We start from the raw sequence: 23,643 nt of genomic DNA on the forward strand, positions 1-23,643 counted from the left end.
CGGCACCCTGTCGCTTTCGCGGTGGAGAAGCGCTCTGGGTCAGCCGAGCTTCTTCTCGAACTCCGCCGGCAGCTTGTCGAGCGCCCACTCGATCGCGGCCGTGGTGCCCATCGAGAACGCCGACGACACGTCCTTGTCGTCGAACACGATCGCGTGCCCGGCCTCGACCGACGGCACCTTCTGGAACAGCTTGTTCGATGAAGCCTCGGACGCGTCCACGTAGATCGGCAGGATCAGCGTCAGGTCGGCGTCGAGCAGGTCGAGGTTCTCGTCGGACAGGTGCACGGAGAACTCCTTGCCGGCCTGCTGGTCGATGGCCTTCGGGATCTCGAAGCCCAGGTTCCGCATGAAGGTCGAGCGGCTGTCGGTGGAGGCGTACGCCCCGAAGCCCTCGGAGCTGTAGGCACCGACGACGGCCGTCTTGCCCGCGAAGTCCGGGTGCGCCTTGCGGGCCGCGGCGTAGGCGTCGTCGAGGCCGGAGAGCAGCTTCTTGCCCTCGGACTCCTTGCCGAGCGCCTTCGCGATCATGGTCGTCTGCTGCTCGGTCGAGGCGAGGTAGTTCGCGCCGCCCTTCGGGATCGCCAGGGTGGGCGCGATCGCGGACAGCTTGTCGTACCGCTCCTTGTCGCCCGAGGACTTCACGTCGAGGATCAGGTCGGGGTTGAGCTTGAGGATGTCCTCGTAGCTCGGCTCGAGCGTCTGGATGATCTTCGGGGACTTGTCGTACGCACTCTTGAGCCACGGGCCGACACCGTCGCCACCGAAGGCGAGCCAGTCGCTCGCGCCCACCGGCTGCACGCCGAGTTCGAGGGCGGTCTCGGCGTCGCCCCACCCGAGTGCGACGACGCGCTTCGGTGCCGACTCGATGGTGGTGGTGCCGAGGCCGGTCGTGATCGAGACCGGGAACGCGGCGTCGGACGACCCCGAGGACGCGGAGTCCGTCGAGGAGCCGGAGCCGGACGCGCAGCCGGCGAGGACGAGGGACGCGGCGACGACGGCGCCGGCCGCGGCGAGCACGCGTCGGAGACGCAAGGGGGAACGGTTCACGAAGGGTAGCCTAACCTAACGGGGTGCTCAAGAAAACGGCTGGCTAGGCTGGGTGACCGTGGCGTTCACCGAACCAGGCCGCACGCACCTCGCGGTGCTCGGCTCACCCATCGCGCACTCGCTCTCGCCCACGCTCCACGCAGCGGCCTACGATGCGCTCGACCTGCCCTTCACGTACGGGAGGCACGAGGTCGCGTCCGGCGGGCTCGCCGCGTTCGTCGCGGGGCTGGGTCCTGAATGGCGTGGGCTGAGCCTCACGATGCCGCTCAAGCGCGAGGTGCTTCCGCTGCTCGACCGCACGACCCCGCTCGTCGATGAGCTCGGGGTCGCCAACACGGTCGCGTTCCGCCACGAGGGCTCCACGATCGTGCGAGCCGGCGCGAACACCGACGTGCAGGGCCTCGTCCGACCGGTCGAGGCGCTCGGACACCTGCCCGGTGAGCCCACGATCCTGGGCGGCGGTGCCACCGCGGCGAGTGCCCTGACCGCTGCCGTGCGGCTCGGCGCCTCGCTCGTGCGGGTGTTCGTCCGCGACACCGCGAAGACGCACCCGCTGGTCGGCCTGGCCGTCCGGCTCGGGGTGACGCTCGAGGTCCACCCGTTGACCGAACTCACGGGCACCCACCACGGGTTCGTCCTGTCGACGCTGCCGGGCGGAGCCGCCGACGCCTTGGACGTCCGGCCGTCGGGACCCGACGCCGTCCTGTTCGACGTCGCCTACGAACCGTGGCCCACCGCGGTCGCCAGCCGTTGGACCGAGGCCGGGGGGCTGGTCCTGAACGGCCTGGACATGCTGACCGAGCAGGCGATCGGGCAGATCCGGTTCTTCCTGACCGGCGACGAGGACGAGCTGCTCCCCGACGAGGCCGGGGTCCGCCGGGCGATGCGCACCGCGGTCGACCTGCCCGCCGTCATCAGCGGTTAGCCGAACCGGGCAGCCCTCGGTCAGCCGCGGGACCGCGCCTCGGCATCGAGCAGCGCGACGGAGACGTCCCACAGCCGATCGGCCTGGTCGGGATCGAGCGCCCAGGGCAGCACGCCGTGCAGGCCGTCCTCGATCCGCTCCACCACCGCTGCTTCGTGGCAGTCCTCGAAGTAGCGACCCGTGACCCCGTCGAGTTCGGGTGCGGTGGCGAGCAGGACCGAGGTCGCGGCTCCCTGTTCCGGGGACTTCACGGCGTCGGCCGCGGCGAGCTTCGTGGCGGCCAGGACCGCCGGGTCCCAGTGCTTCTGCAGCCCGGTCCAGATCCCGCCGGGCATCAGGGCGTTCGCGGTGATGCCGTCGGCGGCCCACCGTCGGCCGGCAGCGACGGCGAACAGCACGTTGGCGGTCTTCGACTGCCCGTACGCGAGTCCGGGCTCGTAGCGACGTCGGCGGAAGAACAGGTCGTCGAACACGACGGGCGAACCACCGTGTCCGCTCGACGACACGGAGACGATCCGTGCCGAACCCGAGGCGGCAAGGGCGTCGTGCAGCCCGAGCGCGAGGGCGAAGTGCCCCAGGTGGTTGGTCGCGAAGTGCGACTCCCACCCGGCGGGCGTGGACGACTCGGGCGCGTCCATGATGCCCGCGTTGGCGACGAGCACGTCGAGCGGCCCGGACCACGCTGCGGCGCAGGCCTCGACGGAGGCCGGCCGGTCCAGGTGCAGCTCGACGACGGCCGGTGCGTCCGTCCCCGTCGTCCGCGCGATGTCGTCCGCCACCCGTCGGCCGGCCTCGACGTCCCGCACCGCGAGCGTCACGCGGGCCCCGGCTCCGGCGAGCGCTCGGGCGGTCTCCACCCCGATGCCGGACGCAGCACCGGTGACGATCGCCGTGCGCCCCGTCAGGTCGAGGCCGTCGACGACCTCGGCGGCCGTGGTCCGTTCGCCGTAGCGGGTGAGGTCGCGTGCGGGCATGTGGGCTCCTGTCAGCTGGCGTGGTGCGGAGCCGTCAGGCGACGACCCCGTCCACGTAGAACCATCGTCCCTGCTCGCGGACGAAGTCGCTCGTCTCCTCGAGCGTGCCGCGCTCGTCGTCGGAACGCCACCACGCGCGGAACGTGACGGTGCCGTGGGAGTCGAACGGGCCTCCCGAGGTGGTCGCCAGCACGTCCAACCGTGTCCAGCGCTGGGACGCATCCAACTCGAGGCCCGCCGGACGCGTGCGCGGGTGCCAGGTGAGCAGCAGGTACTCCGGCAGGCCCAGCGCGAAGGCGCTGAAGCGGGAGCGCATGAGCCGTTCCGCGGTCGGCGCCACCGCCCCGGCGTGCAGGGGGCCGCAGCACTCGCCGTAGGGGTTGCCGCTCAGGCAGGGGCAGCGCGTCTCGTCGGTGACCACCGGCGGAACGCTAGTCGACGATGGACAGCGTGACCGTGATGTTGCCGCGGGTGGCGTTCGAGTACGGGCAGATCTCGTGCGCACGCTCGGCCAGACGCTGCCGCTGCTCCTGCGGGGCGTTCGGGGCGTAGACGTCGAGCTCCACGGCGAGGCCGAAGCCCCCGTTGCCGATGCCGCCGATGCCGACCTCGGCGGAGACCTCGGCGCCGGTGGTGTCGAGCTCGAGCTCCTTGCCAGCGGCGTGCAGCGCACCGAGGAAGCACGCGGCGTACCCGGCGGCGAAGAGCTGCTCGGGGTTCGTGCCCTCGCCGCTGCCGCCCATCTCCTTGGGCGGACGGGTGTCGAGGTCGAGCCGGTCGTCCTCGCTGCGGACGTGCCCGTCGCGGCCGCCCCCGGTGGCGTGGGCAGCGGCGGTGTAGACGATGTCGAGACTCATGGTCCGAGGTCACCGTGCCCGCCTGGACGATCGCTGAGGGGCAGCACCACGTCGCGGGCGCGGTCGCTCCGGGAGGCGCGCGCTCGGGCGTGTCCGGGTGGGGAGGGTGCGGGCGCGGCCGGGGCGAGGGCGCGGGACGCCGCGCATCGAGTGAGCAGAAGACGTCGAGTCCCCCGCCAGCACCCGACATCTTCTGCTCACTGAACGCAAAGCGCGCAGACACCCCGCACCAGCACCGGGTAGACATGATGAGTGTTCAAGATCGGGTGGCAGGTGTTCCGCGAGCGCCTCCCCGCACTCGTCGACGCCCGGCGCCGCCGCCGCATCCGGCTCGTCGGCAGCATCGCGGTGGTCGTGGCGTTCGTCGGGTTGGTGGTGCTCGCGCTGACGACGGACGCGTTCGACGCCACTCCGCTCCCGCCCGCCGGAAGGGTCGTCGTCGGCCTGCTCCTGTCCGTTGGCTTCGGGTGCCTCGCAGCCGCCTGCGTGCCGTCCGGGCCGAAGGGGTGGGCGATCGCGCCGATCCCGGGCATCGGGTGGCGCACGCAGGAGGCCGTTGCCCGGTACCACCGCAGGAACCCACCCCCGGTCGACCCGAAGCACCGCGACGCCGTCCTCGACCGGCTGCCGGAGACCCGCGACCTGCTCGTCCGCTCGGCGCTCGGCGGCCTCCTGCTCCTGACCGGGTGCGCGGCCACCCTGCTCGCCGTGGTGATCGTCGACGTCGCCGCGATCTCGGCCGGCACCGGCTTGTCCCGCTTGCCGCTGTTCGGGTTCTTCCTCGGCATCACCGGCGCGACCACGGGCATCGGCGGTCTGCGCACCCTCGGCCGGCAGGAGCAACTCCGCGTCGAGGCCGAAGCGCTCCCGCCGGTCCCTCCACCCCTGCCACCCCGCGGCCGCTCCGGCGCGCGGAGCGGCAGCAAGCTCGCACTGCCGGAGGAATGAGCCGTGTTCACGCTCGGCTGGCAGGTCTTCCGTCGGCACGTCACGGACGTGCTCGATCCGGCACGCGTCCGACGCGCCGCCGTGTGGTCCGGCGTCGCAGCGGTCGTCGCGCTGGTCGGCATGGCCATCCTGGAGGCCCGGGTCGACTGGACGGGGACCACTCCGGTCCGCAGCGTGGTCGCGATGGTGCTGCTGGCGCTCGGCGTCGGGCTCCTGACGTTCGCGTGCATCCCGACGTGGCAGCCGCCGGACCCCTCGACGACGATCAACGGCCGGCAGGTGCGGCCCTCGTGGCAGCTCGCCGCGCGGGGTGCCACGCAGCTGTACCTGCAGCGTCGGCCGGTGCCGGTCCTGCCGGAGCACCGCGACATCGTCCGCACCGACACGGTCCTGCTGCGGCGGGGGCTGATCGGCATGCTCGCCCGCGTCGCACCGTTGCTCGGTTCGGGTCTCGTCGCCGTCCTCGGGGCGTTCGTCCTCGGGGCCGCCAGCGGTTTCCACGTGCTCGCGATCGCGGCGTACACAGTCGGGCTGTCGGAGTACTTCGTCCGCATCGGCCGCTCCGAACGAGCCCGCGTGGCTGCCGAGTCCCTCGAGCCCGCACCCGAGACGCCCGCACGCCCCACTTCGTGAGCAGGAACCGCACCGCACCGCTGTCGGCGGCGACGGGCACACTGGGCGCATGTGTGGAAGGTTCGTCGTCTCCGACACCACGGCCGATCTGTTGCCCGAGCTCATGGGCGAGCTCGCCGCCCGGACCGAGCACGTCGACCAGGACACCGGCGAGGTGCACCCCGGCCTCGCCCCGAGCTGGAACGTCGCCCCGACCGACCCCGTGTACGCCGTCCGCCAGCGCCACGGCGAACGCGAGCTGCCGCAGATCAGCTGGGGCTTCGTGCCGAGCTGGGCGAAGGACTTCCAGAAGCAGCGCCCGAAGCCGATCAACGCGCGCATCGAGACGGTCGCGACGAGCGGCATGTTCAAGCGGGCCTTCGCCACGAACCGCTGCATCGTCCCGGCGCAGGGCTACTACGAGTGGGTGGTGCGCGAGGACGGCAAGGAACCCCACTTCGTGCACGAACCCGGCGGCGCCCTGGCGATGGCCGGCGTCGTGAGCGCCTGGCACGACCCCACGAAGCCCGAGGGCGACCCGGACAAGTGGCGGCTGTCGCTCGCGATCATCACCCGTGACGCCCACGTCGCTCCGGGCGAGGTCCACGACCGCATGCCGGCGTTCCTGACGCCCGACGGCTACGACGACTGGCTCGGCGGCGACCTGCACACCGACGACCTGCTGGCCCTGCTCGACCACGAGTCGCTGACGGTGGCCGCGGGACTTGCGCAGTACGAGGTCTCCCGCACGGTGAACAGCGTGCGGAACGACGGGCCGCAGCTCATCGAGCCCGTCGCGTAGGGTCGCGCCCCGCGCGGACAGGGCAGGGCTGGCACGCAGACGCGAAGAACCCCCGCCGGCATGCCGGCGGGGGTTCGAGGATCAGCGATCGGTCAGCAGCAGATCAAGCGGCGGGACGGATGACGTCCGGCAGCACCACGTGCAGGCGCTCGGTCAGTCGCGCCTTCGCTTCGTCGAGGGAGCGGAAGTCCCCGACGTACTGGCCGAAGGTGTCGGCGACGAAGAAGTGGGTGCCCTGACGGTCGACGGTGCCGCCGTAGTAGCCGCCGTAGTTCGCGACCCACAGGCCGGTGTCGGCCTGCGCCCACGTGATGTGGACGGGGGCTGCCTGCACCGGAGCCACGACCTGGGCCTCGATCTCGGCGATGACCTCGATCGTCTGGGTGTCCAGGGTCACCTCGGCCTGCTGGCGGTGGGCGACGGTCGTGCTCATGGTGCTGCTCCTTCGTGCTGTGCTGCGTGCTGGGTGGTGCCGGTGGTTCCGGGTGGTGCGGGCGTCGCGGTCGACGCCGGGGGTCTTGGTGTCCGCCGTCGTCACTCGACCGGCCGGATGACCGGCGGGAGCATGACGTGCAGCTGGTCCTCGAGCTTGGTCTGTGCCTCTTCGAGGGAGGCGAACTCGCCCACGACGAGTCCGAAGGTGTCGGAGGCCACGTAGCGGTCGTCCCGCTTGTCGACGCTGCCGCCGAAGTACCCGCCGTAACCGGCGATCCACTCGCCCTGGTCTTCCTGCACCCAGGTGACCTTGGCGCGCTTCGGGCGCGAGGAGAGCTCTGCGTCGGCTTCGAGGATCGCGATGGTGTCCACGGTCTCGGTGTCGAGGGTGACCTCGGCCTGCGTCGCGTTGTTCACGGTGATGCTCATGTCGCTCTCCTTCACGATCCGGGGTACATCTGCTGACACCAGAACGCTACGAGAACAGCCGCGGGGATCGCCAGCGAGGCCCGTGGATTCACGGGTTCCGTCAATGCGACCCATCGGCCAGCCCCGGATTTCCGGGCAGGTGCGTCGCATTTCCGGGGTACAGGGCCAGGATCGGGGTACTCGTTTTCCGGATCGACGCGATCGGGGGACGAAACGGTGCGGTCACCGGCCTGGAGGCGCGACTCGCTAGCGTCGGCATGTGACCTCCGACAAGCCCCGCGTCGACGACCGCGCACCCGCCACCTGGCGCAGCCGTCGGTTCGCGACGGGGTTGGCCGTCGCCTACGGCGTCGCCCTGGCACTCGTCGGCTTCTGGGGCTCCCCCGTCGACGCTTCGGGCGGCCCGTGGCTCACCCGTGCACTCGCGGCCGCACACCGTCACGGGCTGCCGGACCGCATCGACTACGCCGCGGTCGAGTCGTTCGCGAACGTCGTGTACTTCGTGCCGCTCGGCCTGCTGGTGGTGCTGCTCGCCGGTGCACGGTGGTGGTGGGCCGCCATCGCCACGGGGCTCGTCGTCAGCGCGTGCATCGAGACCGGCCAGGCGCTGTTCCTGCCGGCCCGCACCGCGACCATCGACGACGTCGTCGCGAACGGCGTGGGGGCGCTCCTGGGGGCCGTGGCGGGCGTGCTGCTCCTCAGCCGTGCGGCCCGGCGTCGCTGACGACGATCCCCGCGCACGAAGAAGCCCCCGGAGCAGGTGCTCCGGGGGCTTCGTTCAGTGTGTCGAGACTCAGACGGACTCGCGCTGGCGGCGGACCGAGCCGCGGACCAGCAGGAGGCCACCACCGAGGACGACTGCGCCACCGGCGACCCAGAGGGCCAGGGCGGAGACGGTCGAACCCGTGAAGGCCAGCGTGCCGTCGGTGCCGTTGCCAGCGCCGGCGCCGGCTGCGGGAACCGCAGCAGCGTCAGCCGGGGCGACGGTGAAGGCCGCGAAGCCGACGACGCCCGAGGTGGCGCCGGTGGCGGTCAGGTTGTAGGTGCCCGAGGCGCCCTGGGGGAACGTGACCTTGACGTCGAGCGAACCATCCGAGGCGGCCGTGTAGGTCTTCGAGACGGTCGTGGTCGGCAGCGCGCCGAGCGTGACCGCACCGGCACCGGTGACCTGGACGTTGACGGTCTCGTTGTCCTGGAAGGCACCCGGCGTGAAGTTCACGGCCGCGGTGCCACCGGCGACGGCGCTGCCGGAGACGGAGACGTCGGAGTCAGGCGTGTACCCGGCGGCGTTGGCGACGGCCGGAGTGGCGAGCAGTGCGGCGCCAGCCAGCACCACCGCTGCGATGAGCTTCTTCATGAATGGTTCCCCTAAAGATCTGAATATCCAGACCCTGACACCCAGAGCCCGCTGTTCGCCGGTGGTTGACCCCAGCCAAAGAAATGGCGGTTGTGATGGCGATGTTGACTCAATCTAGCGGAGTTTCCCAGCTTGGTGCCAGATCACGTGGATTTTGGTCACTGGTCGACGTGTGTTCACCCTCGACATCGGCGGGACGAGCAGCGGCGCGGTCGCTCGATTCCGGCATCAACCGACCGAAAGCCCTGATGAGACGGCCTGAGCGACGCCACACACGTGCGCTGTGCGTGAGATCAAGAGTCTTTGCGCTCGAACAGGATCGTCCGGCGCCCCTCGGAGTGGGGGCAACGTGCCGGTTCGTTTTGCGGAGGTTCTGCCGTCACCGAGTGGCGAGTGGCTGCTGACAGTCGAACGTCAGGGGCTTCGTTTTCGTCTGCTGGACGCCTGGAGTGGAACTCGCCTGCACGGCTGCCTTCGCGTACTTCGCCTCGCCGAGGAAGGCCACCCGGAAGGTCAGGCTCTCGCCGGGGGCGAGCAGTGTCTGCAGTTGCGCGACCGGGTGCCCACCGTCGGTGGCCGTCTGCACCGCGGTCGTCTTGCCGTCCTTCGTCGCGCCCAGGAAGATCGCGTCCTCGGGCGCGTACGCGGCGAGCAGGGTCTTGATCTTGCCGGGGTCCACGCCGAAGTCGCCGCCACCGGTGACGTACCGCGGCAGGCTCGTCGCGGCATCGGCCGGTGCGGTGTTCTTGATGGTGATCTGCACGACGGACGTGGGGCGACCGTCCTTGCGGCACACCGAGCTCCCGACGGAGACGCTCTTGTCGAGGTAGTAGTCCATCTTCGCGCCGGTGCCGTCGTTCAGGTAGACGGCGAACTGGCTCGAGTCGGCGGTCGCCGTCGGGAGCTCACCGGCGACCGGGGTCCCACTGATCCTGCGCTGCTCGGCGTTGTCGGCGCTCCAGAGCCGCAGACGGCCCTCGTCCGAGCTCTGGGTCAGCGCAGACACGAACGCCTTCGTGTCGAACCCGCCCGACGAGATCTTCTCGAACACCGCGCCGGCGGCCGACGCGAAGAACGCGTCCTGCACCACCGGATCGGGGTACTTCGCGTAGACGTCGCTCAGCAGGAGCTTCACCGCGTTGTCGGACGTCAGGGTGTCACCGGTCGGCAGCTGCACCGGACCGGTCGCCTTGAGGATGTAGCTCAGCGTCACCGGGTCCATGGCGATGACCCCGTCGACCTGCTGCCCGAACTTCTGCTTCCACATCTCCCGCGCGAGCTTCGCCGAGACGTCGAACCGCGGCGTGAGGGTGACGTCCTGCATGTACTCGCCGGTGATGTTGCCGTAGAGCCCACGCGTGTCGGCGGTCAAGGGCAGGACTGGCTGGTCGTACGGCCCGAAGTCTCCGCTCGAGGCCTGCGCCGACAGATGCAGTGATCCGTCCTTCGCCTCGAGTTCCGCCACTGCGCCGGGGATCCCGCCTCCGGCTCGGAGTTCGGCGTTGTTCTGGAACAGCAGCAGGTAGTTCCGGTCCCCGTCGTGACCGAGCATGGCTGGCGCGAGCTGCACGATGCGGTTCGCTGCGACCGCCTGCTCGGAGGCAGTCGACAGCGCGTTCCGGAGCTGTCCCACGGCGGTGGTGACCGGCGACAGGGTTCCGCTGGTGTCGATCCGTGCCGCGTCGGTGCGCGCCTGCTCGAGCGTCTTGGTGGCCTTCGCGACCGCCGGCTGCGCATCCTCGATCGGCTGCAGGTCGATCCGGCCGTTCTTCGGCGCGAACGAGTCCGACCCGAGCTTCCCGACGACTCCGGCCACCGGGCTGACAGCATCGCGGGCCACATCATCGACGACGACCGACACGTCCCGCACGGCCCGCAGGTTGGTTCCGAAGAACGGCACAGCCTGCGCCGCACCCCAGACCGGGTCACCGGTCAGCGACCGAGCCGACGCGGCTTCGTCCTCCAGGTGGCGTGCGGTCTTCTGGGCAGCGCCGGTGTCGCCGCTCGTCAGCTGGGTCCGCAGCGTGTCGACGTCCCCGACGGCACGCTCCAGGTGCCCCTTCGCGAGCAGGCCACGCACACCGACCCACGCGACGGCGAGGATCAGCAGCAGGACAAGGGCGAGGACGACCCACAGGACGATCCGGGCCCTGGACCCCCGGCGTGCTGCAGTGCGTCGCGACTCGGGCTGGTCGGACATGAAGCGATCCTACGGTTCCGTGGGTCCAGCACCCATCACTGACGGACGGAATCCGCGTGTTCGCGGTACCAGTCGATGGTGCTGCGGAGCCCGTCTTCGAGCCCGATCTGCGCCGTCCACCCGGCTTCCGCCAGCTTCGACACGTCGAGCAGCTTCTGCGGCGTCCCGTCCGGCTTGCTGGTGTCCCAGACCGTCTCGCCCTCGAAACCGACGATCTTGCCGATCGTCTCGGCGATCTCCTTGATGGTGACGTCCGAACCGGTCCCGACGTTGACCTGGTCAGGACCGTCGTAGTGCTCCATCAGGTGGAACACGGCAGCCGCCATGTCGTCGACGTGCAGGAACTCGCGGCGGGGCGACCCGGTCCCCCAGTTCTCCACCGTCGACGCACCGCTGCGGGCTGCCTCGTCGTACCGGCGGATGAGCGCCGGCAGCACGTGGGAGCCGGTCGGCGAGAAGTTGTCGCCCGGGCCGTAGAGGTTGGTCGGCATCGCCGAGATCCACCGACGACCGAACTGTCGGCGGACGGCCTGAACCTGCAGGATGCCGGCGATCTTGGCGATGGCGTACGCGTCGTTGGTGGGCTCCAGGTGGCCGGTGAGCAGCGCGTCCTCGTGGATCGGCTGCTCGGCCATCTTCGGGTAGATGCAGGAGGAGCCGAGGAACACGAGGCGCTCGACACCGTGCTCCACCGCGGCGTCCATCACGTTGACCTGGATCTGCAGGTTCTCGCTCAGGAAGTCGTGCGGGTAGGTGTTGTTCGCCATGATCCCGCCGACCTTCGCGGCGGCGAGCACGACGTGCTTCGGCTGCTGCTCCGCGAAGAACGCGAAGACGGCGCTGCGGTCCTTCAGGTCGAGCTCGGACGAGGTCCGCCCGACCAGGTCGGTGAATCCCTCCGACTCGAGCTTGCGGAGGACCGCCGAGCCGACCAGGCCGCGGTGCCCGGCGACGTACACGCGATCGGACCGGTCGATTGGACCGGGGGTGAAGTCGGTCGTGGACATCAGGAACCCCAGCTCTCGAGTCGGACTTTGTCGATCCACGGACGGCCTTCGTGCTCGAGCGCCGAGATGTCGGCGTCGACCATGATCCGTGCGAGTTCGGCGGTGTCGACCGTGGCCTCCCAGCCGAGCTTCTCCTTGGCCTTCGAGGCGTCACCGACGAGGGCGTCCACCTCGCTCGGCCGCAGGTAGCGCTCGTCGAACCGGACGTGGTCTTCCCAGTTGAGCCCGGCGTGGGAGAACGCCGTCGTCAGGAAGTCCTTGACGGTGAAGTCACCGCCGGTCGCCAGGACGAAGTCGTCCGGCTCGTCGACCTGCAGCATCCGCCACATGCCCTCGACGTACTCGGCGGCGTACCCCCAGTCGCGGACGGAGTCGAGGTTGCCGAGGTACACGTGGTCCTCGAGGCCGGCCTTGATCCGAGCGACGGCGCGGGTGATCTTGCGGGTGACGAACGTCTCACCGCGACGCGGCGACTCGTGGTTGAACAGGATGCCGTTCACCGCGAACATGCCGTAGGCCTCGCGGTAGTTCCGGGTCACCCAGTAGCTGTAGACCTTCGCTGCGCCGTACGGGGATCGCGGCCAGAACGGCGTCTCCTCGTTCTGCGGCGGCGGGGTGGCACCGAACATCTCGGACGAGGACGCCTGGTAGAAGCGCGTGTGGATGCCGGAGACGCGGACCGCCTCGAGCATGCGCATCGTGCCGACACCGGTGACGTCGCCGGTGTGCTCCGGCTCGTCGAACGACACCCGCACGTGCGACTGCGCGGCGAGGTTGTAGACCTCGTCGGGCTTCAGTTCGCTGAGCAGGCTGACGAGCCGCGCACCGTCACCGAGGTCCCCGTAGTGCAGGAACAACTTGGCATCGGGGTTGTGCGGGTCCACGTACAGGTGGTCGATCCGCGATGTGTTGAACGTGGACGCACGACGGATGAGTCCGTGCACCTCGTACCCCTTGCGGAGCAGCAGCTCGGCCAGGTAGGAGCCGTCCTGTCCGGTGATGCCGGTGATGAGCGCACGCTTGGTCAAACGATTCCCCAGTTCTCGCGTTGGAGCCCGACAGTCGTCCAGCGGCCCCTTCAGCCCCTGAGCATACGGAGGTCGTCAGAACGACACGACATCGGCGCGGTGGCGAGCGCACCGCACAACGGCACCCCAACGCGCGTCGTGGACAGTTTCCGAGAAGCGCGCCCTCCGGGCTGTGCGAGCGCTACGCTCCCATTCACTCCCGACATCGATTCGTGGGGTTCGACCGATGAGAAACGTGGCACCGTGGCCCAGATCGTGATCGTGCAACCGTATGTTCCCGCCTATCGATCGGCGCTCTTCTCCGAGCTCGGCCGGCGGCTTCGTTCGAACGGCCACGAACTGGTGATCGTGTCGGGGGAACCAGACCTCGAGCAACGCGAGCGTCAGGACAGCGTCGAACTCTCGAGCGTTCAGCACCGCATCTTCAGGACCCGGTCACTGCAGATCGGCTCAGCGAAGATCCGCACAGCTCCCGGGCGATCTGCATGGGCCACAGCAGACGCCGTCGTGGTCGAACTCGCCGCCGGAGCGATCTACTCTTATCGAGCGCTGCTCAGTTCCACTCCGACGGCTGTGTGGGGGCACGTGGGTTCCTACGTCAATCGAGACTCTTTCGCCTCGAGGGCGTTGCGGACCTGGCAGGTCCGGCGAGCGGATGCTGTCCTCGCGTACACGCCGAGCGGGGGCGATCTCGCAATCGCGTTCGGCGCAGATCCGGCGAAGGTCTCGGTTCTCGGCAACACCTCCGACACCGACGCGTTGCGCGGGGCGGTTCTCGCTGCTCGTGAACAGTCCGAGGAGGACCTGCGCGAAGAGCTCGGCATCGGTGCCGGTCCGTACTTTGCGGTCATCGGTGGCCTCGACGCGAGCAAACGAGTCGATCTCCTCGCTTCGACTCTTGACTGCTTGTGGAGGAGAAGCTCACCGGCGCGATTCGTGGTTGCCGGCAGAGGCCATCTGGAGCACCTCCTGGACCCGGCGGTCAAGCGCATGCAGATCCGCTCCATCGGCTACGCCGGCAACCGGGAGAAGGCAATCATGGCCCGGCTCTGCACGGGGATCTTCAATCCAGGCAGAGTCGGGCTCATCGCTCCGGAGAGCTTCGCCCTCGGGCTCCCGATCGTCACAGCTGAGTCGCCGTTCCACGCTCCGGAGTTCGAATACCTCCGACCGGGCGTCGATTCGATCGTCACGAGCGATTCACCCGAAGCGCTCGCCGACGCACTCGACGATCTGATGGCCCGACCGAGGGAAGCCGATCGTCTCGCTCGCGCTGCGGAGTACCGATTCGGCGAGTACAGGTTCGACGACATGGTGGACCGGATGCAACGAGCCATCGAACAACTGATCCGACTTCCCTGATCAGCGTCGTCGGCGTGCGGCCGTGCTGGCCGGCGACTCTCCACTACGGTCACCCCATCGACCTTTCGAACCGACGGAGACGATGATGTCGATCCTAAACCGCGTGATCAGTGCTCGCCGCGGACCCTTCAGACGCGCGGCAAGGGAGCTTCTGTCGGTCTACGGACTCGAGATACCGGCGGGCGTCGAGATCGGTTCTGGGTTCCAGGTCATGCACCGAGGTTTCGGGATCGTCCTGCATCCGCGAACTGTGATCAGGGACAACGTGACGGTCTACCACGGTGTGACCATCGGACGCGGCGATGTCTGGGTACCAGAAGCCGAATCCGCGCTGGAGGGCTTCATCGTCGAAGACGATGCGATCATCTGCGCCGGGGCGAAGATCGTCTGTGCCCACGGTTGGCTCACCATCGGTGAAGGCGCGGTCATCGGAGCGAACGCTGTCGTCACGAAGAGCGTTCCGGCTGGTGAGATCTGGGCGGGGTGCCCGGCACGGAAGATCGGCAACCGGTGATGACGTCGGAACCCTTCGAGTCGGGAGTCAGCTTCGACGAAGTGCGCGCCGCCTACGCGTCGAGGTACCAGACCGACGTGCACCGTGGAGAGCCTGCTTGAACGCATCGATAGCGGAATCAGGAGAGAGCAGTCGTTCGTAGTAACGAACTCCCGCCGACCCCATCTGCGCTGAGCGTTCGGCATCGGCGCCGACATCGACGACCGCGTCCAACAGTGCTTCTTCATCCCCCGCGGGGACGCACACCCCGGCTCCAGAAGCCTCTACCTCTTCTTCGGTCACGCCCCCTGCGTCCGTCGCGGCGACGACCGGTCTCCCCGCAGCGAAGTACGAAGTCAGTTTGCTCGGCACCGCCATCCCCGACACTCCGGGGAGCTCGTTCACCAGAAGCACATCCGCCGCGACCAGGGCGAGTGCGTACTCGTCATCCGGCAGGGAGCCGATGAAGTCGATCTGCGTCAGATGTTCGGCCATGGCGACGAGACGGTCTTGCTGGTTGCCGCCCCCGATGAAGACGAATCGGACCCGGTCGCCGCGCTGTTCCGCGAGCGCAGCTGCACGAACCACGTTCTCGAGACCCTGCTTGACTCCCATGTTGCCCGTGTGCAGCGCGATGGTCTCGTCGGGTCCCCAGCCCAGCTTCGACCGTGCCGCAGTCCGGTGGCGCCCGTCGACCGGGCTGATGTGGGTCCAGTTCCGGATCACGTTGACCCGCTCGGCGTCGACTCCGAGCAACGACGTGACCGTGTCCCTGAACCGCTCGTGGATGACGGTCACGGTGCTGCTGCGCCGGAACAACCAGGATTCGAACGCCGTGACCACCTTCGCGATCCCCGCCCCGCCCCCGGTCTCGCGGACCCCGAGGCTGTACAGGTCCTGGACCCAGGTCAAGACCGGTATGCGAGGGTTGAGCAACTTCAGACGGAGCATCGTCACCGCACTCGCGAACATGCTCGGAGACACCAGGACGATCACGTCTGCGCGCGCGCAGGACGAAAGGGCGGAGCGAGCACCGAACGAGAGTTCGGACACGAGTCTGCGGAGCGCAGTGGGTCGGCTGGGGACGTAGTGCAGTTTCCGGCGGAGGTGGACACCTCGCAGCGTCTCGTCGCGCTTCCACTGGCCGTACCCCGCCCGTATCTGCCAGTCCGGGTAGTACGGATGCGCAGTGACGACCGTCACTTCGAATTCCCCGCTCGCCTGCAACCCCTCGGCGAGCGAGGTGACGTAGGGCGCGTTGCCGCTCGGCTCCGGCGCGTAGTTCTGTGCGAAGATCACGACAGAGACTCGGGGGGACACCCGAGGACAGTAACAGCCGAGGACTTCCTCGACCGAGTACGGGACGTTGAACTGTGAACCTCGACAAAGAGCCATCGGGGCGCCCCCGGATCATCAGCCTGCGGGCGGCACCAGGGGAGCGCACGTCCTGGGGACGGTCGGCACCGATGGTGTACCTGTGGGGCATCGTGGAACTGTTGTTCGTCACGAATCCCCTCCAGATCAGCTCGCGACTCCGAGTGTCCGTACTACGCCGCTTCGGCGCGGAGATCGGCGAAGGCGTGATCTTCCGCCCCCGTACTCGAGTGCGTTTCCCCTGGAAGCTCCGCATCGGCGACGACAGCTGGATCGGGGAGGGCGTCTGGATCCACAACCAGGACGTGGTGACGATCGGTCATGACGTCGTCGTCTCACAAGACACATTCGTGACCACCGGGAGCCACGCCCACCGTCGGGACATGGGGCTGATCACTCGGCCAGTCGTCATCGAGGACGGAGCCTGGGTCACGGCTCGCTGCGTGGTCCTCGGCGGCGCCCACATCGGTCGGTCAGCCCTCGTCCAACCGCTCTCGGTGGTCCGAGGTGCTATCCCCGAGAACTCGATCGCAGTCGGGAACCCGGCGGTCGTGACGGGCACCCGACATGACTGATCGCGTCGTTCGGCACGTGGTCACCCTCGTCTCCCCGGACGGCCGGTTCGGAGGCCCCACGAAGGTCGCGCTCGACCTCGCCGCTGAGCAACGTCGTCGAGGCATCGATGCCTCGGTGTTCGCGGGAGCCGACGGGTACGAGACTCTGCCGACGGAGTGGCACGGCGTGCCGCTTGGCCTCGCACGCTCCCGGCGACTCGTCCCGGGAATGGGCTTCGCGACCACGATCGCTCCCGGCCTCAGGCGGAAGGTCCTCGAAGGGCTCACCGGTACAGAGATCTTCCACGTCCACCTCGCCCGTGACCTCGTCACGCTGCCGATCGCCATGGCACTGCGCAGTCGGTCGCTCCCGTACGTCATCCACACGCACGGCATGATCGACGCGTCATCGAAGCGGTCGGCGCAGATCGTCGATTCGTTGATGACCGGACGCGTGGTCTCGTCCGCTCGGACGGCACTCGTGCTCACTCCGGACGAAGGCCGTGAGATAGCACGGTTGTCGGCTGGGGCGACGCCATCGGTGTTGTTCGAGAACGGGATACCGTCACGCGACGACTCCGAGCTGCAACGTCGACGGGGTGCGCTGTTCCTCGGTCGGCTGCACCCGCGGAAGGGTGCGACCACGTTCGCCACCGTGGCCGCGGAGTTGGCGAGCCGTTACCCCGACGGCACCTTCCGGATCGCGGGTCCCGATGAGGGCGACCTCTCAAACGTTCGGAACGCACTGGCCGGCGTCCCCGGGGGCGAGCGGGTCGCGCTGGTCGGCGCGGTCCCCCCAGACGAGGTCATCGCCCACATGCACTCGGCTGAGGTGTTCGTGCAGCCCGCCGTCGACGAGCCGTTCGGGATGACGATCCTGGAGGCGATGTCGGCTGGGACACCGCCGATCGTGCACCGCACCTCTGCCCTCGCCCCGGTCATCTCGGAGGCACGGGCGGGGTGGACCTTCGGATCCGTCGACGAGCTCCGGGACCGACTCACGGAAGCGCTCGACTCGCCTCAGGCAACAGCTGCAACCGGAGCACGAGCGAGACGACTTGCACAGGAGCGGTTCTCGCTCTCCCGCGTGGTCGAAGGGCTGCAGGACATCTACGATGCCGGAGCCTGACATCGCAGGGCGTGACCGTGGGCAGCTGCCGGTCCTGCACTGGTTCACCAACATCGCTGCGCCGTACCGTGTCCCGGTTTGGGAACAGATCGCCAGCCGGGCGGACCTCACCGTGTTCCTCCTCGAGAGCGATCGGCAGCGTGTCCGTGAAGGGCGTCGACCCGCCGACTGGTCTGAGCGTGGGCTCCGCGCGCTCCGGCACCGGACACTCCGCACGCTCAAGTTGCGCCGAGGTGAAACGAGCCTGTACACCCTCCTCGATCCTCGATTCGTCTTCCCCCCGAAGCCGAGCGCGGTCCTCCTCGGAGGATGGGAGTCCCCCGCGTACTGGCAACTCCTGCTCGTCGCCAAACTCCGACGCATTCGAACCGTCGGCTTCTACGAGTCAACCCTCAACACGAATCGTCACCGTACGGGTGTCATCGCACGCTCGCGGAGCCTGTTCATGCGCAGTCTCGACGCGGTCGTCGTCCCGGGTGTCGACGCAGAGGACGCGCTCAAGAGCTTCGGTGTCGCGGCCGGGCGCATCCATCGGGGCTTCAACGCCGTCGATGTCCAGCACATCGCGGATCGGGCGCTCACCGCGCGGGCCGGCCACCCGCAGTCACCCGGGCACCGCTTCATCTTCGTCGGACAGCTGATCAGCCGGAAACAGCCCGCACTCCTGTTGCGTGCATTCGCGAAGGCACGTGGGCCTGAGGACGTCCTCGTCTTCGTCGGTGACGGTCCCGAGCGGGGCATGTTGGAAGAGTCGATCCACACCCTGGGACTGCACGACCACGTCGTGTTGAAGGGGACGACACAGAACGACGAGGCGATCGACGAGATGATCGCGAGCAACACACTGGTCCTCCCGTCGTCCGAAGAGGTGTGGGGGCTCGTCGTCAACGAGGGGCTGGCAGCTGGTCTCCACGCGGTGGTCACCGCCAGCAGCGGCGTGGCCGCCTCGACGAAGAACATGCGGGGCGTCTACACGTGTGCGTCCGATGAGGACTCACTCGCGGAGGCGCTCGTGTCGTCGAAGGCGGATTGGCGCGGCCACATCAGCACCCCGGAGATCCTCGAGCACACGCCGGCCGCGTTCGCTTCGGTGTTCCTCGGCGCGCTCGATCAGCGGTGAGTCCGGAAAGCGATCATTCCCAGGAGATCCCACGCCGGACGACGGACGCAGGATTCCCCGCGACGAGACTGTTCGGTTCGTCGACGCTCCTCGTCACGACCGCGCCGCTCGCGATGACGCAGCCGTCGGCGATCTCGACCCCCTTGAAGATCATCGCTCTGCTCCCGACCCACACGTGATCGCCGAGGACGATCGGTGCCGACCGGGGTCGTTCGCGACTTCCGCTCCGGAAGACGTGCTGGTCGTCGTCCAGCATCTGGACGTCCCACCCGATGGCGCATCCACGCCCGACGGTGAGTCCTGAGCTCACGATGATGCGCACGTTCGGGGAGAAGTACGTGTCCTCACCGATGTCCGCGAGTGCCCCGGAAGCCACTTCGATCCTCGACCCGACTCCGATCGCGACCCTCCCGTGGATCCGCAGCGTGCCGCGTACGCGGAGGATGCCGGCGTCTCGACCGGTCGCGAACCCGTACGGACGCGTTCCGAGGGTCAGTCGAGATCGGCCATCGACCAACTCAGGGACCCCCTGCAGACGGAACCGCCGGCCGATGAGTACTCGCCTGCCGCGGACCAACTGCAGGATGGTGCGGAGCCACGAGACACGGAAATCTCCGAACAGCAGAAGAACGAGTCGCCTCATGGCGTCAAGATTAGGTCGTCAGACTTGCCGGACGGACTAGAGTTGCGGCATGCGATCGGGGACACGCACAGTCGCCCTCGTCGTCCTTGCGGCGTTGGTCACGTGCGTGCTGGCGATCGGGGCATCCGCCGATCCACGGACGGCGCTGGTCATCCCCGCTGTGCTCGCGCTCGTTCTGGTCGTCCGCTACTCCTGGGCACGAGCAGCCTTCTTCGTGTTCGGCGCGTTCCTCGTCTTCCAGACGTCGAGCGGTCTGAGCGCACCGAAGTTGTTCTACTTCGCGGTGGTCGGCGTATCGGTGCTGGTGAGCTTGACGAAGTTGCGGGGGATGTCGGAGTCGCCCGCTTTGCGGTCCCTCTTCCCCTCGTACGTGGGCGGAGTCGGGATCATCCTGTGGCAGGTGCTCGTGGTCCTTCCCTACTCCGTCGCGGTTCAGGGCGCGACCTTGTCGAACTGGCTGCGGGACGGTGCGACGTACGTCCTGATTGGCTGCGCGGTGATCATCGCACTCGACGCGATCGGCACCGCGAGCGTTCGCACTTCCCGCATCCTCGTGGTTCTGGTGGGCGCGCTCGCGGCCTACAGTTTCGCCGCGCGCTGGATCGCTGCACGCGGTCTCGTGTCGACGCAGCCTGTTGACGGCGACGCCGCCCTCCTGTCCTCCCTGACCGCACTGACGTTGGCCGTGGCGCTCAGCTTCGCGATGGCGCTGGCAGGCTCGCGGATCAACTGGGCGTGGTTCACCGCAGGTGTGGCTTTCGTGTTCGCAGTCCTGGTCACCGGGACCCGTACCGGAGTGGTCTTCGCAGCAGTCCTGATCGGCATCGTTGGTGCACGGAGCAAACTCCGGGCGCCCGTGCGGCGGATCGTCACGGCCGCCGTCGTGGGTCTCGCGGCGATCGCGGTAGCGGTTCCGCTGACTGCCCAGTTCTTCCAGAACGAGGACTTCCTGGCACAGCGGTTCGCCAGCATCTGGCAGACGATCCAGGACGGCGTCGGCTCGGACCAGTCGGGAGCGATTCGGTCTCGTGCCTACGAGTACTGCCTCACAATGTGGCAACAGAACGTCCTGATGGGCAGAGGCGAAGGCCAGACGTTCATCAACCCCACCACCGGCATCGCAGGCACCGACTTCTCCGTCGACAGCCCGCTCGTCTACCTGGCCAAGTTCGGGGTCATCGGGTGCATCATCCTGCTCACTTGCCTCGTGCTGATCTTCGTGCCGCTCGTACGGCGCGCGCCGATGTTCGAGTGGACGCTCGCGAACACCGCTGTCCGAGGCTGCATCGCGATCCTCGTCGCGCTCTTGCCCTTCGGTGCTTCCCTGGAGGACAAGGGCTTCGCGATCACGGTCGGTCTCGCCGTCCTGCTCGTCGGAGCTGCTCTCGCTGAGCAGACGCCGACGGCTTCAGGCCTGCTTCCTCGAAGCGAGACCAGCAAGGCCTCGCTCCGCGAGAAGCGAAAGCGCGGGCACAGCGGACACGAGGCCTCGACGATACCGGCGGCCGGTCGAGCCTGACTGGCCGTCGAAGTTCGGCCGTTCCCCGAAGCGCTCGATCCGGATCTGCTGCAACGCTGCTGATCGCGCCACCGCACCGGCGAGGACGTGTTCGAAGTAGATTCCGGCCTGCTCGTCGATCGCGACCGCATCGGCGAGGAGGACCCTCCGCCACGTCAGCGCGCCGGCGCCGACGAATCGCGTGTCCGCGAACGACCGGTCGAGGGCCATCCGAACCCGGACGGCGTCGTGCGGAATCGGGAGCACGAGTCGTCGGGCGTTCCGGAGAACGAGTCGGCCCGTCGACTTGTAGATGCTCTGGTCCGGCCCGGAGTCCCGCTCGATCGCGGCTATCCCGTGTGCGATGGCATCAGCCTCGAGGCGGCCCTTGCCTCGACTCGCGTCCGACTCGGACGGGTCGTACTGGACCACTCTGATCCGATGGCGGAGACGGGGATCAACGGATGACAGCAGCTCGGTCGCGGTGGCACCGCTCGTCTCGACCACGGTGAGGCCGAACGGCGTGCCTTCGAGCTGCGTGGCCCAGGTCGAGATCGCGTGCCGGTACTGTTCGCGCCGGGCATCCGGATCGTGTTGCGTCACGTACATCGTCGTGTTCGGACGCACCGTCGCGGTGAGGAGCACGGTCCCCGTCATTGCCTGGCCTCCTTCGACGCAGTGCTCCTGAAGTGCAGGACGCCCGCGGTCAGCGCGATGAGGATGAGCAGCTGCGAAGCCAGCGCGGCCTGGCCCGCCCCGAGGGCGCCGTTCGCGTGCCCGAGGACGAGCACGAGCACGAGTTGCACGATCGCGGCGATCACCATGACGAGCGCAACGTACCGGTCGCGTCCGAAAGCCTGCAGGATGACGACGAGCGGCTGACAGATGATCGACGGGATCACGACGAGCGCGAGCAGCCGGAGCACCCCCGCCGACCCGGCGTAGTCATCGCCGAGGAGCACGTCCACGACGAGCGGTGCCGCGAAGAAGACAGCGATGGCGAGTCCGATGGCTGCGAGAGGCATCCAGAGTGCTCGCCGCAGTTCTGTCCAGGCGGTCCTGAGGTCAGGGCTCCTCGCCGCGTACGGTGCGAGTGCAGACGAGAAGGCCGCAGCCAACAGGCTCATCGGCTGCGTCCATCGACTCACCGCTCCGTAGACACCCGACGCCGCACTTCCGCTGACGGCCGACAGGAGCGAAAGATCCAGGGACTGCGCACTCGTCGCGACCACGGTGATGCCGAAGTACCGCGCTCCGACCCAGGGGTTGACCAGGCGGGGGCGGATGCGGACGGCACGCCCAGGGCCGAGCGAACTCCCGAGGACCGAAGCGAGGACCGAACCTGCCGCAAGCGCGATCCAGAGCGCGACGGTCGACGGGACCTGGACAGCGAGCAGTCCGAAGAAGAACGCCGAGGCAGAGGCACGGTCACTGAGGATGACGAGCGCGACCAGATCGCCACGTGCTGCGCTCCGGAGAGGCACTTGGTACGCCTGGTTGGCCACGAGGGCTGCGGCGATGGGACCAGCGAGCCAGAGGTGCGAAGCGGGCGCTGCGATTACCAGTACGACGGTCCAGACGACCGCGAGCACGACGGTGATGGCGATCTTCGAGAACAGTCGGGTGGCGAACACGTCTCGTCCGAGCGCCTGGCGTGCCAGTTCCCGCGTCCAGTGGTTGTTCGTACCGAAGTCGATGAACCCTGCCGCTGCCGTTCCCAACGCGATCGCGGAGACCACCGATCCGAACGCCTCGGGGCCGACCCCGCGGGCGGCGAAGAGGTAGAGCACCGCGACGAGCACTTGGGACAGCCCCGTCGCTCCGGCGAGCAAGATCGCCTGGTGCGCCATCGGCCGTTCGCCGTTGGACGGACCGCCGTTCACAGGAGCGCGTCGGTGAAGGCCGCGCTCGTTGCTGGCAGCACCGCCCGGGGTCGTGGCTGCCGCGTCGCGTGCTGCAGGAGAACGGCCAAGGATGCTTCGTCGAGTTCGGCCCAATCGCCGAGCTCTCCCAGCGCTGTCACGTCGTGTTTGAGGCTCTGCGCGCCCGCAGCGACCACCCGGGTCCCGGATGCTGCTGCCTTGCCCAGGAGTCCGCTCGGCCCTTCGTTCGAATGTGCGAGCACCAGGCAGTCGGCGGCCCGTACGGCGGTGTCGAGCTCGTCGTCCGACAGCAGTCGGTCGACGACTATCGCAGAACCTGCGGAGACCATCGAGCGGAGCCGGTGCCGCAGGTCCTCACTGATGTCCTCGTCGAGCTGGCCAGCGACGAGGAGCCCCCAGTGCGAAGGGACGTTCCGGAGCGCTTCGACGACGAGGTCGAGGTTCTTCCGAGCGGAGATCGCGCCGAGCACTGCGAACCAGTAGCGTCCGCTGTCCATCCGATGCGCTTCCCGGAACTGTTCGACCGACCGCTCGGACGACGCGATGACCACGGGATCGACCGCGACCGGGAACCGCGCACTGCCTGCCCAACCAGCAGACTTCAGGACGCGGAGATCGACGTTTCGCAGACGAGCCGTCCTGCGGAACGCCGTGGTCCTCAGTTGTGTCTTCACACCATCGACGAACCAGGACCCCGTGGGCTGCGCCGACTCACGCATGATGAGGAGACTCAGGCGCCCCGAGCCCGCCCACCGACGGCGGAGAGCGAGTCGCAGGGCGAATCGGTCTGCGTCGGGGACGACGACACGGTCCGTCTTGAGCTGCTGCGAGAGTTGCGCGAGTTCGTCGTGGCTCACCAGTGCCTGCCGAAGCAGCTCGACCCTGTCGATGACGGAGGCCAAGTGCACTCGTTCGGCCTCGGGGGCCGGGTCCGGTCCGAGGAGGACGACGACACGAGCTCCTGCA

Annotated in this window: 26 protein-coding genes; 11 read left to right on the forward strand and 15 right to left on the reverse strand. The window is 68.5% G+C overall.

What is annotated here, in order from left to right; translation table 11 throughout:
• Positions 1-39: 39 nt before the first annotated feature.
• Positions 40-1,047, reverse strand: coding sequence for an iron-siderophore ABC transporter substrate-binding protein (locus BIU95_RS03785; RefSeq protein WP_071250470.1), 1,008 nt, complete (start codon positions 1,045-1,047; stop codon positions 40-42).
• 58 nt (positions 1,048-1,105) lie between these two features.
• Between BIU95_RS03785 and BIU95_RS03790 the strand changes: the two genes are divergently transcribed.
• The gene (locus BIU95_RS03790; RefSeq protein WP_031259323.1) at positions 1,106-1,972 is read left to right on the forward strand and encodes a shikimate dehydrogenase; all 867 of its coding nucleotides are present in this window, start codon (positions 1,106-1,108) and stop codon (positions 1,970-1,972) included.
• A gap of 20 nt (positions 1,973-1,992) precedes the next feature.
• Here the strand turns inward: BIU95_RS03790 and BIU95_RS03795 are convergent, their stop codons facing one another.
• Genes BIU95_RS03795 through BIU95_RS03805 form a run of 3 tightly spaced genes read right to left on the reverse strand, consistent with a single transcriptional unit; the run spans position 1,993 to position 3,803 of the window.
• Positions 1,993-2,946 carry an SDR family NAD(P)-dependent oxidoreductase gene (locus BIU95_RS03795; protein ID WP_071250472.1) on the reverse strand — a complete coding sequence of 318 codons (954 nt, stop codon included), beginning with the start codon at positions 2,944-2,946 and terminating at the stop codon, positions 1,993-1,995.
• A 34-nt stretch (positions 2,947-2,980) separates the two neighbouring features.
• Positions 2,981-3,367 carry a YchJ family protein gene (locus BIU95_RS03800; RefSeq protein WP_017886282.1) on the reverse strand — a complete coding sequence of 129 codons (387 nt, stop codon included), beginning with the start codon at positions 3,365-3,367 and terminating at the stop codon, positions 2,981-2,983.
• A 10-nt stretch (positions 3,368-3,377) separates the two neighbouring features.
• Positions 3,378-3,803 carry an organic hydroperoxide resistance protein gene (locus BIU95_RS03805; protein WP_017886283.1) on the reverse strand — a complete coding sequence of 142 codons (426 nt, stop codon included), beginning with the start codon at positions 3,801-3,803 and terminating at the stop codon, positions 3,378-3,380.
• A gap of 252 nt (positions 3,804-4,055) precedes the next feature.
• Between BIU95_RS03805 and BIU95_RS03810 the strand changes: the two genes are divergently transcribed.
• From BIU95_RS03810 to BIU95_RS03820, 3 genes are read left to right on the forward strand one after another with little or no spacing between them, the layout of a single operon-like run.
• On the forward strand, positions 4,056-4,751 hold the full coding sequence (locus tag BIU95_RS03810; RefSeq protein WP_071250474.1) for a hypothetical protein: 696 nt from the start codon (positions 4,056-4,058) through the stop codon (positions 4,749-4,751).
• Positions 4,752-4,754: 3 nt separating this feature from the next.
• Positions 4,755-5,384, forward strand: coding sequence for a hypothetical protein (locus tag BIU95_RS03815; protein ID WP_071250476.1), 630 nt, complete (start codon positions 4,755-4,757; stop codon positions 5,382-5,384).
• Positions 5,385-5,433: 49 nt separating this feature from the next.
• Positions 5,434-6,165 (forward strand): SOS response-associated peptidase, encoded by a 732-nt coding sequence (locus tag BIU95_RS03820; RefSeq protein ID WP_071250478.1) that lies wholly within the window; start codon positions 5,434-5,436, stop codon positions 6,163-6,165.
• Positions 6,166-6,268: 103 nt separating this feature from the next.
• On the opposite strand, the gene BIU95_RS03825 is transcribed toward BIU95_RS03820, so the two are convergent.
• The gene (locus BIU95_RS03825) at positions 6,269-6,598 is read right to left on the reverse strand and encodes a hypothetical protein (protein ID WP_231564075.1); all 330 of its coding nucleotides are present in this window, start codon (positions 6,596-6,598) and stop codon (positions 6,269-6,271) included.
• A gap of 101 nt (positions 6,599-6,699) precedes the next feature.
• Complete coding sequence (locus BIU95_RS03830) at positions 6,700-7,029, reverse strand: hypothetical protein (protein ID WP_056069418.1); 330 nt, start codon at positions 7,027-7,029, stop codon at positions 6,700-6,702.
• A gap of 259 nt (positions 7,030-7,288) precedes the next feature.
• Between BIU95_RS03830 and BIU95_RS03835 the strand changes: the two genes are divergently transcribed.
• Positions 7,289-7,753, forward strand: coding sequence for a VanZ family protein (locus BIU95_RS03835; protein ID WP_017886289.1), 465 nt, complete (start codon positions 7,289-7,291; stop codon positions 7,751-7,753).
• 69 nt (positions 7,754-7,822) lie between these two features.
• Here BIU95_RS03835 and BIU95_RS03840 read toward each other — a convergent pair whose 3' ends face one another.
• The 4 genes from BIU95_RS03840 to gmd all read right to left on the reverse strand — a co-directional run bounded on the left by BIU95_RS03840 (position 7,823) and on the right by gmd (position 12,621).
• Complete coding sequence (locus BIU95_RS03840; protein WP_017886290.1) at positions 7,823-8,386, reverse strand: hypothetical protein; 564 nt, start codon at positions 8,384-8,386, stop codon at positions 7,823-7,825.
• A gap of 379 nt (positions 8,387-8,765) precedes the next feature.
• Positions 8,766-10,586 carry a DUF4012 domain-containing protein gene (locus tag BIU95_RS03845; RefSeq protein WP_017886291.1) on the reverse strand — a complete coding sequence of 607 codons (1,821 nt, stop codon included), beginning with the start codon at positions 10,584-10,586 and terminating at the stop codon, positions 8,766-8,768.
• 35 nt (positions 10,587-10,621) lie between these two features.
• The gene (locus tag BIU95_RS03850; RefSeq protein WP_042539117.1) at positions 10,622-11,593 is read right to left on the reverse strand and encodes a GDP-L-fucose synthase; all 972 of its coding nucleotides are present in this window, start codon (positions 11,591-11,593) and stop codon (positions 10,622-10,624) included.
• Entirely contained in the window at positions 11,593-12,621 is a 1,029-nt protein-coding gene (gene gmd, locus BIU95_RS03855) for a GDP-mannose 4,6-dehydratase (RefSeq protein ID WP_071250482.1), read from the reverse strand. The genes BIU95_RS03850 and gmd overlap by 1 nt, the downstream gene beginning before the upstream one ends.
• Before the next feature lie 243 nt (positions 12,622-12,864).
• On the opposite strand from gmd, the gene BIU95_RS18120 reads away from it, so the two are divergent.
• Positions 12,865-13,983 carry a glycosyltransferase family 4 protein gene (locus BIU95_RS18120; protein ID WP_071250485.1) on the forward strand — a complete coding sequence of 373 codons (1,119 nt, stop codon included), beginning with the start codon at positions 12,865-12,867 and terminating at the stop codon, positions 13,981-13,983.
• Positions 13,984-14,086: 103 nt separating this feature from the next.
• The gene (locus tag BIU95_RS18125; protein WP_175470716.1) at positions 14,087-14,497 is read left to right on the forward strand and encodes a serine O-acetyltransferase; all 411 of its coding nucleotides are present in this window, start codon (positions 14,087-14,089) and stop codon (positions 14,495-14,497) included.
• A gap of 27 nt (positions 14,498-14,524) precedes the next feature.
• Here the strand turns inward: BIU95_RS18125 and BIU95_RS03870 are convergent, their stop codons facing one another.
• Positions 14,525-15,775, reverse strand: coding sequence for a glycosyltransferase family 4 protein (locus BIU95_RS03870; protein WP_071250488.1), 1,251 nt, complete (start codon positions 15,773-15,775; stop codon positions 14,525-14,527).
• Positions 15,776-15,849: 74 nt separating this feature from the next.
• Here BIU95_RS03870 and BIU95_RS03875 point away from each other — a divergent pair, with 74 nt between their 5' ends.
• From BIU95_RS03875 to BIU95_RS18510, 3 genes are all read left to right on the forward strand, one after another.
• Positions 15,850-16,425 carry an acetyltransferase gene (locus BIU95_RS03875; protein ID WP_071250490.1) on the forward strand — a complete coding sequence of 192 codons (576 nt, stop codon included), beginning with the start codon at positions 15,850-15,852 and terminating at the stop codon, positions 16,423-16,425.
• A complete protein-coding gene (locus tag BIU95_RS03880; RefSeq protein ID WP_083389214.1) occupies positions 16,418-17,533 on the forward strand; it encodes a glycosyltransferase in 1,116 nt (371 codons plus the stop codon). The genes BIU95_RS03875 and BIU95_RS03880 overlap by 8 nt, the downstream gene beginning before the upstream one ends.
• Positions 17,534-17,978: 445 nt before the next feature.
• Positions 17,979-18,653, forward strand: a complete 675-nt coding sequence (locus tag BIU95_RS18510; protein ID WP_175470717.1) for a glycosyltransferase — start codon at positions 17,979-17,981, stop codon at positions 18,651-18,653.
• A gap of 13 nt (positions 18,654-18,666) precedes the next feature.
• On the opposite strand, the gene BIU95_RS18515 is transcribed toward BIU95_RS18510, so the two are convergent.
• Complete coding sequence (locus tag BIU95_RS18515; RefSeq protein ID WP_175470718.1) at positions 18,667-19,029, reverse strand: DapH/DapD/GlmU-related protein; 363 nt, start codon at positions 19,027-19,029, stop codon at positions 18,667-18,669.
• Positions 19,030-19,402: 373 nt separating this feature from the next.
• Between BIU95_RS18515 and BIU95_RS03895 the strand changes: the two genes are divergently transcribed.
• Positions 19,403-20,815: an O-antigen ligase gene (locus tag BIU95_RS03895; RefSeq protein ID WP_139179631.1), complete on the forward strand. Its 1,413-nt coding sequence runs from the start codon at positions 19,403-19,405 to the stop codon at positions 20,813-20,815.
• Here BIU95_RS03895 and BIU95_RS03900 read toward each other — a convergent pair.
• The 3 genes from BIU95_RS03900 to BIU95_RS03910 all read right to left on the reverse strand — a co-directional run bounded on the left by BIU95_RS03900 (position 20,705) and on the right by BIU95_RS03910 (position 23,579).
• Positions 20,705-21,301, reverse strand: a complete 597-nt coding sequence (locus tag BIU95_RS03900) for a hypothetical protein (protein ID WP_139179632.1) — start codon at positions 21,299-21,301, stop codon at positions 20,705-20,707. The genes BIU95_RS03895 and BIU95_RS03900 overlap by 111 nt on opposite strands.
• Before the next feature lie 146 nt (positions 21,302-21,447).
• A complete protein-coding gene (locus BIU95_RS03905) occupies positions 21,448-22,677 on the reverse strand; it encodes a lipopolysaccharide biosynthesis protein (protein WP_071250500.1) in 1,230 nt (409 codons plus the stop codon).
• Positions 22,674-23,579 carry a glycosyltransferase family 4 protein gene (locus BIU95_RS03910; protein WP_139179633.1) on the reverse strand — a complete coding sequence of 302 codons (906 nt, stop codon included), beginning with the start codon at positions 23,577-23,579 and terminating at the stop codon, positions 22,674-22,676. Before BIU95_RS03910 ends, BIU95_RS03905 begins: the two co-directional genes overlap by 4 nt.
• Positions 23,580-23,643 lie beyond the last annotated feature (64 nt).

Origin of the sequence: Curtobacterium sp. MCBA15_007 (assembly GCF_001864905.1) — a bacterium.
In the GTDB taxonomy this organism is placed as follows: Bacteria; Actinomycetota; Actinomycetes; order Actinomycetales; family Microbacteriaceae; genus Curtobacterium; species Curtobacterium poinsettiae.

Excerpts from the sequence above, each read along its gene's own strand:
- BIU95_RS03820 (WP_071250478.1), top strand. The coding sequence starts at position 5,434 with ATGTGTGGAAGGTTCGTCGTCTCCGACACCACGGCCGATCTGTTGCCC.
- BIU95_RS03830 (WP_056069418.1), bottom strand. The coding sequence starts at position 7,029 with ATGAGCATCACCGTGAACAACGCGACGCAGGCCGAGGTCACCCTCGAC.
- BIU95_RS18510 (WP_175470717.1), top strand. The coding sequence starts at position 17,979 with ATGCGCAGTCTCGACGCGGTCGTCGTCCCGGGTGTCGACGCAGAGGAC.
- BIU95_RS03795 (WP_071250472.1), bottom strand. The coding sequence starts at position 2,946 with ATGCCCGCACGCGACCTCACCCGCTACGGCGAACGGACCACGGCCGCC.
- BIU95_RS03825 (WP_231564075.1), bottom strand. The coding sequence starts at position 6,598 with ATGAGCACGACCGTCGCCCACCGCCAGCAGGCCGAGGTGACCCTGGAC.
- BIU95_RS03840 (WP_017886290.1), bottom strand. The coding sequence starts at position 8,386 with ATGAAGAAGCTCATCGCAGCGGTGGTGCTGGCTGGCGCCGCACTGCTC.
- BIU95_RS03880 (WP_083389214.1), top strand. The coding sequence starts at position 16,418 with ATGACTGATCGCGTCGTTCGGCACGTGGTCACCCTCGTCTCCCCGGAC.
- BIU95_RS03805 (WP_017886283.1), bottom strand. The coding sequence starts at position 3,803 with ATGAGTCTCGACATCGTCTACACCGCCGCTGCCCACGCCACCGGGGGC.
- BIU95_RS03850 (WP_042539117.1), bottom strand. The coding sequence starts at position 11,593 with ATGTCCACGACCGACTTCACCCCCGGTCCAATCGACCGGTCCGATCGC.
- BIU95_RS03845 (WP_017886291.1), bottom strand. The coding sequence starts at position 10,586 with ATGTCCGACCAGCCCGAGTCGCGACGCACTGCAGCACGCCGGGGGTCC.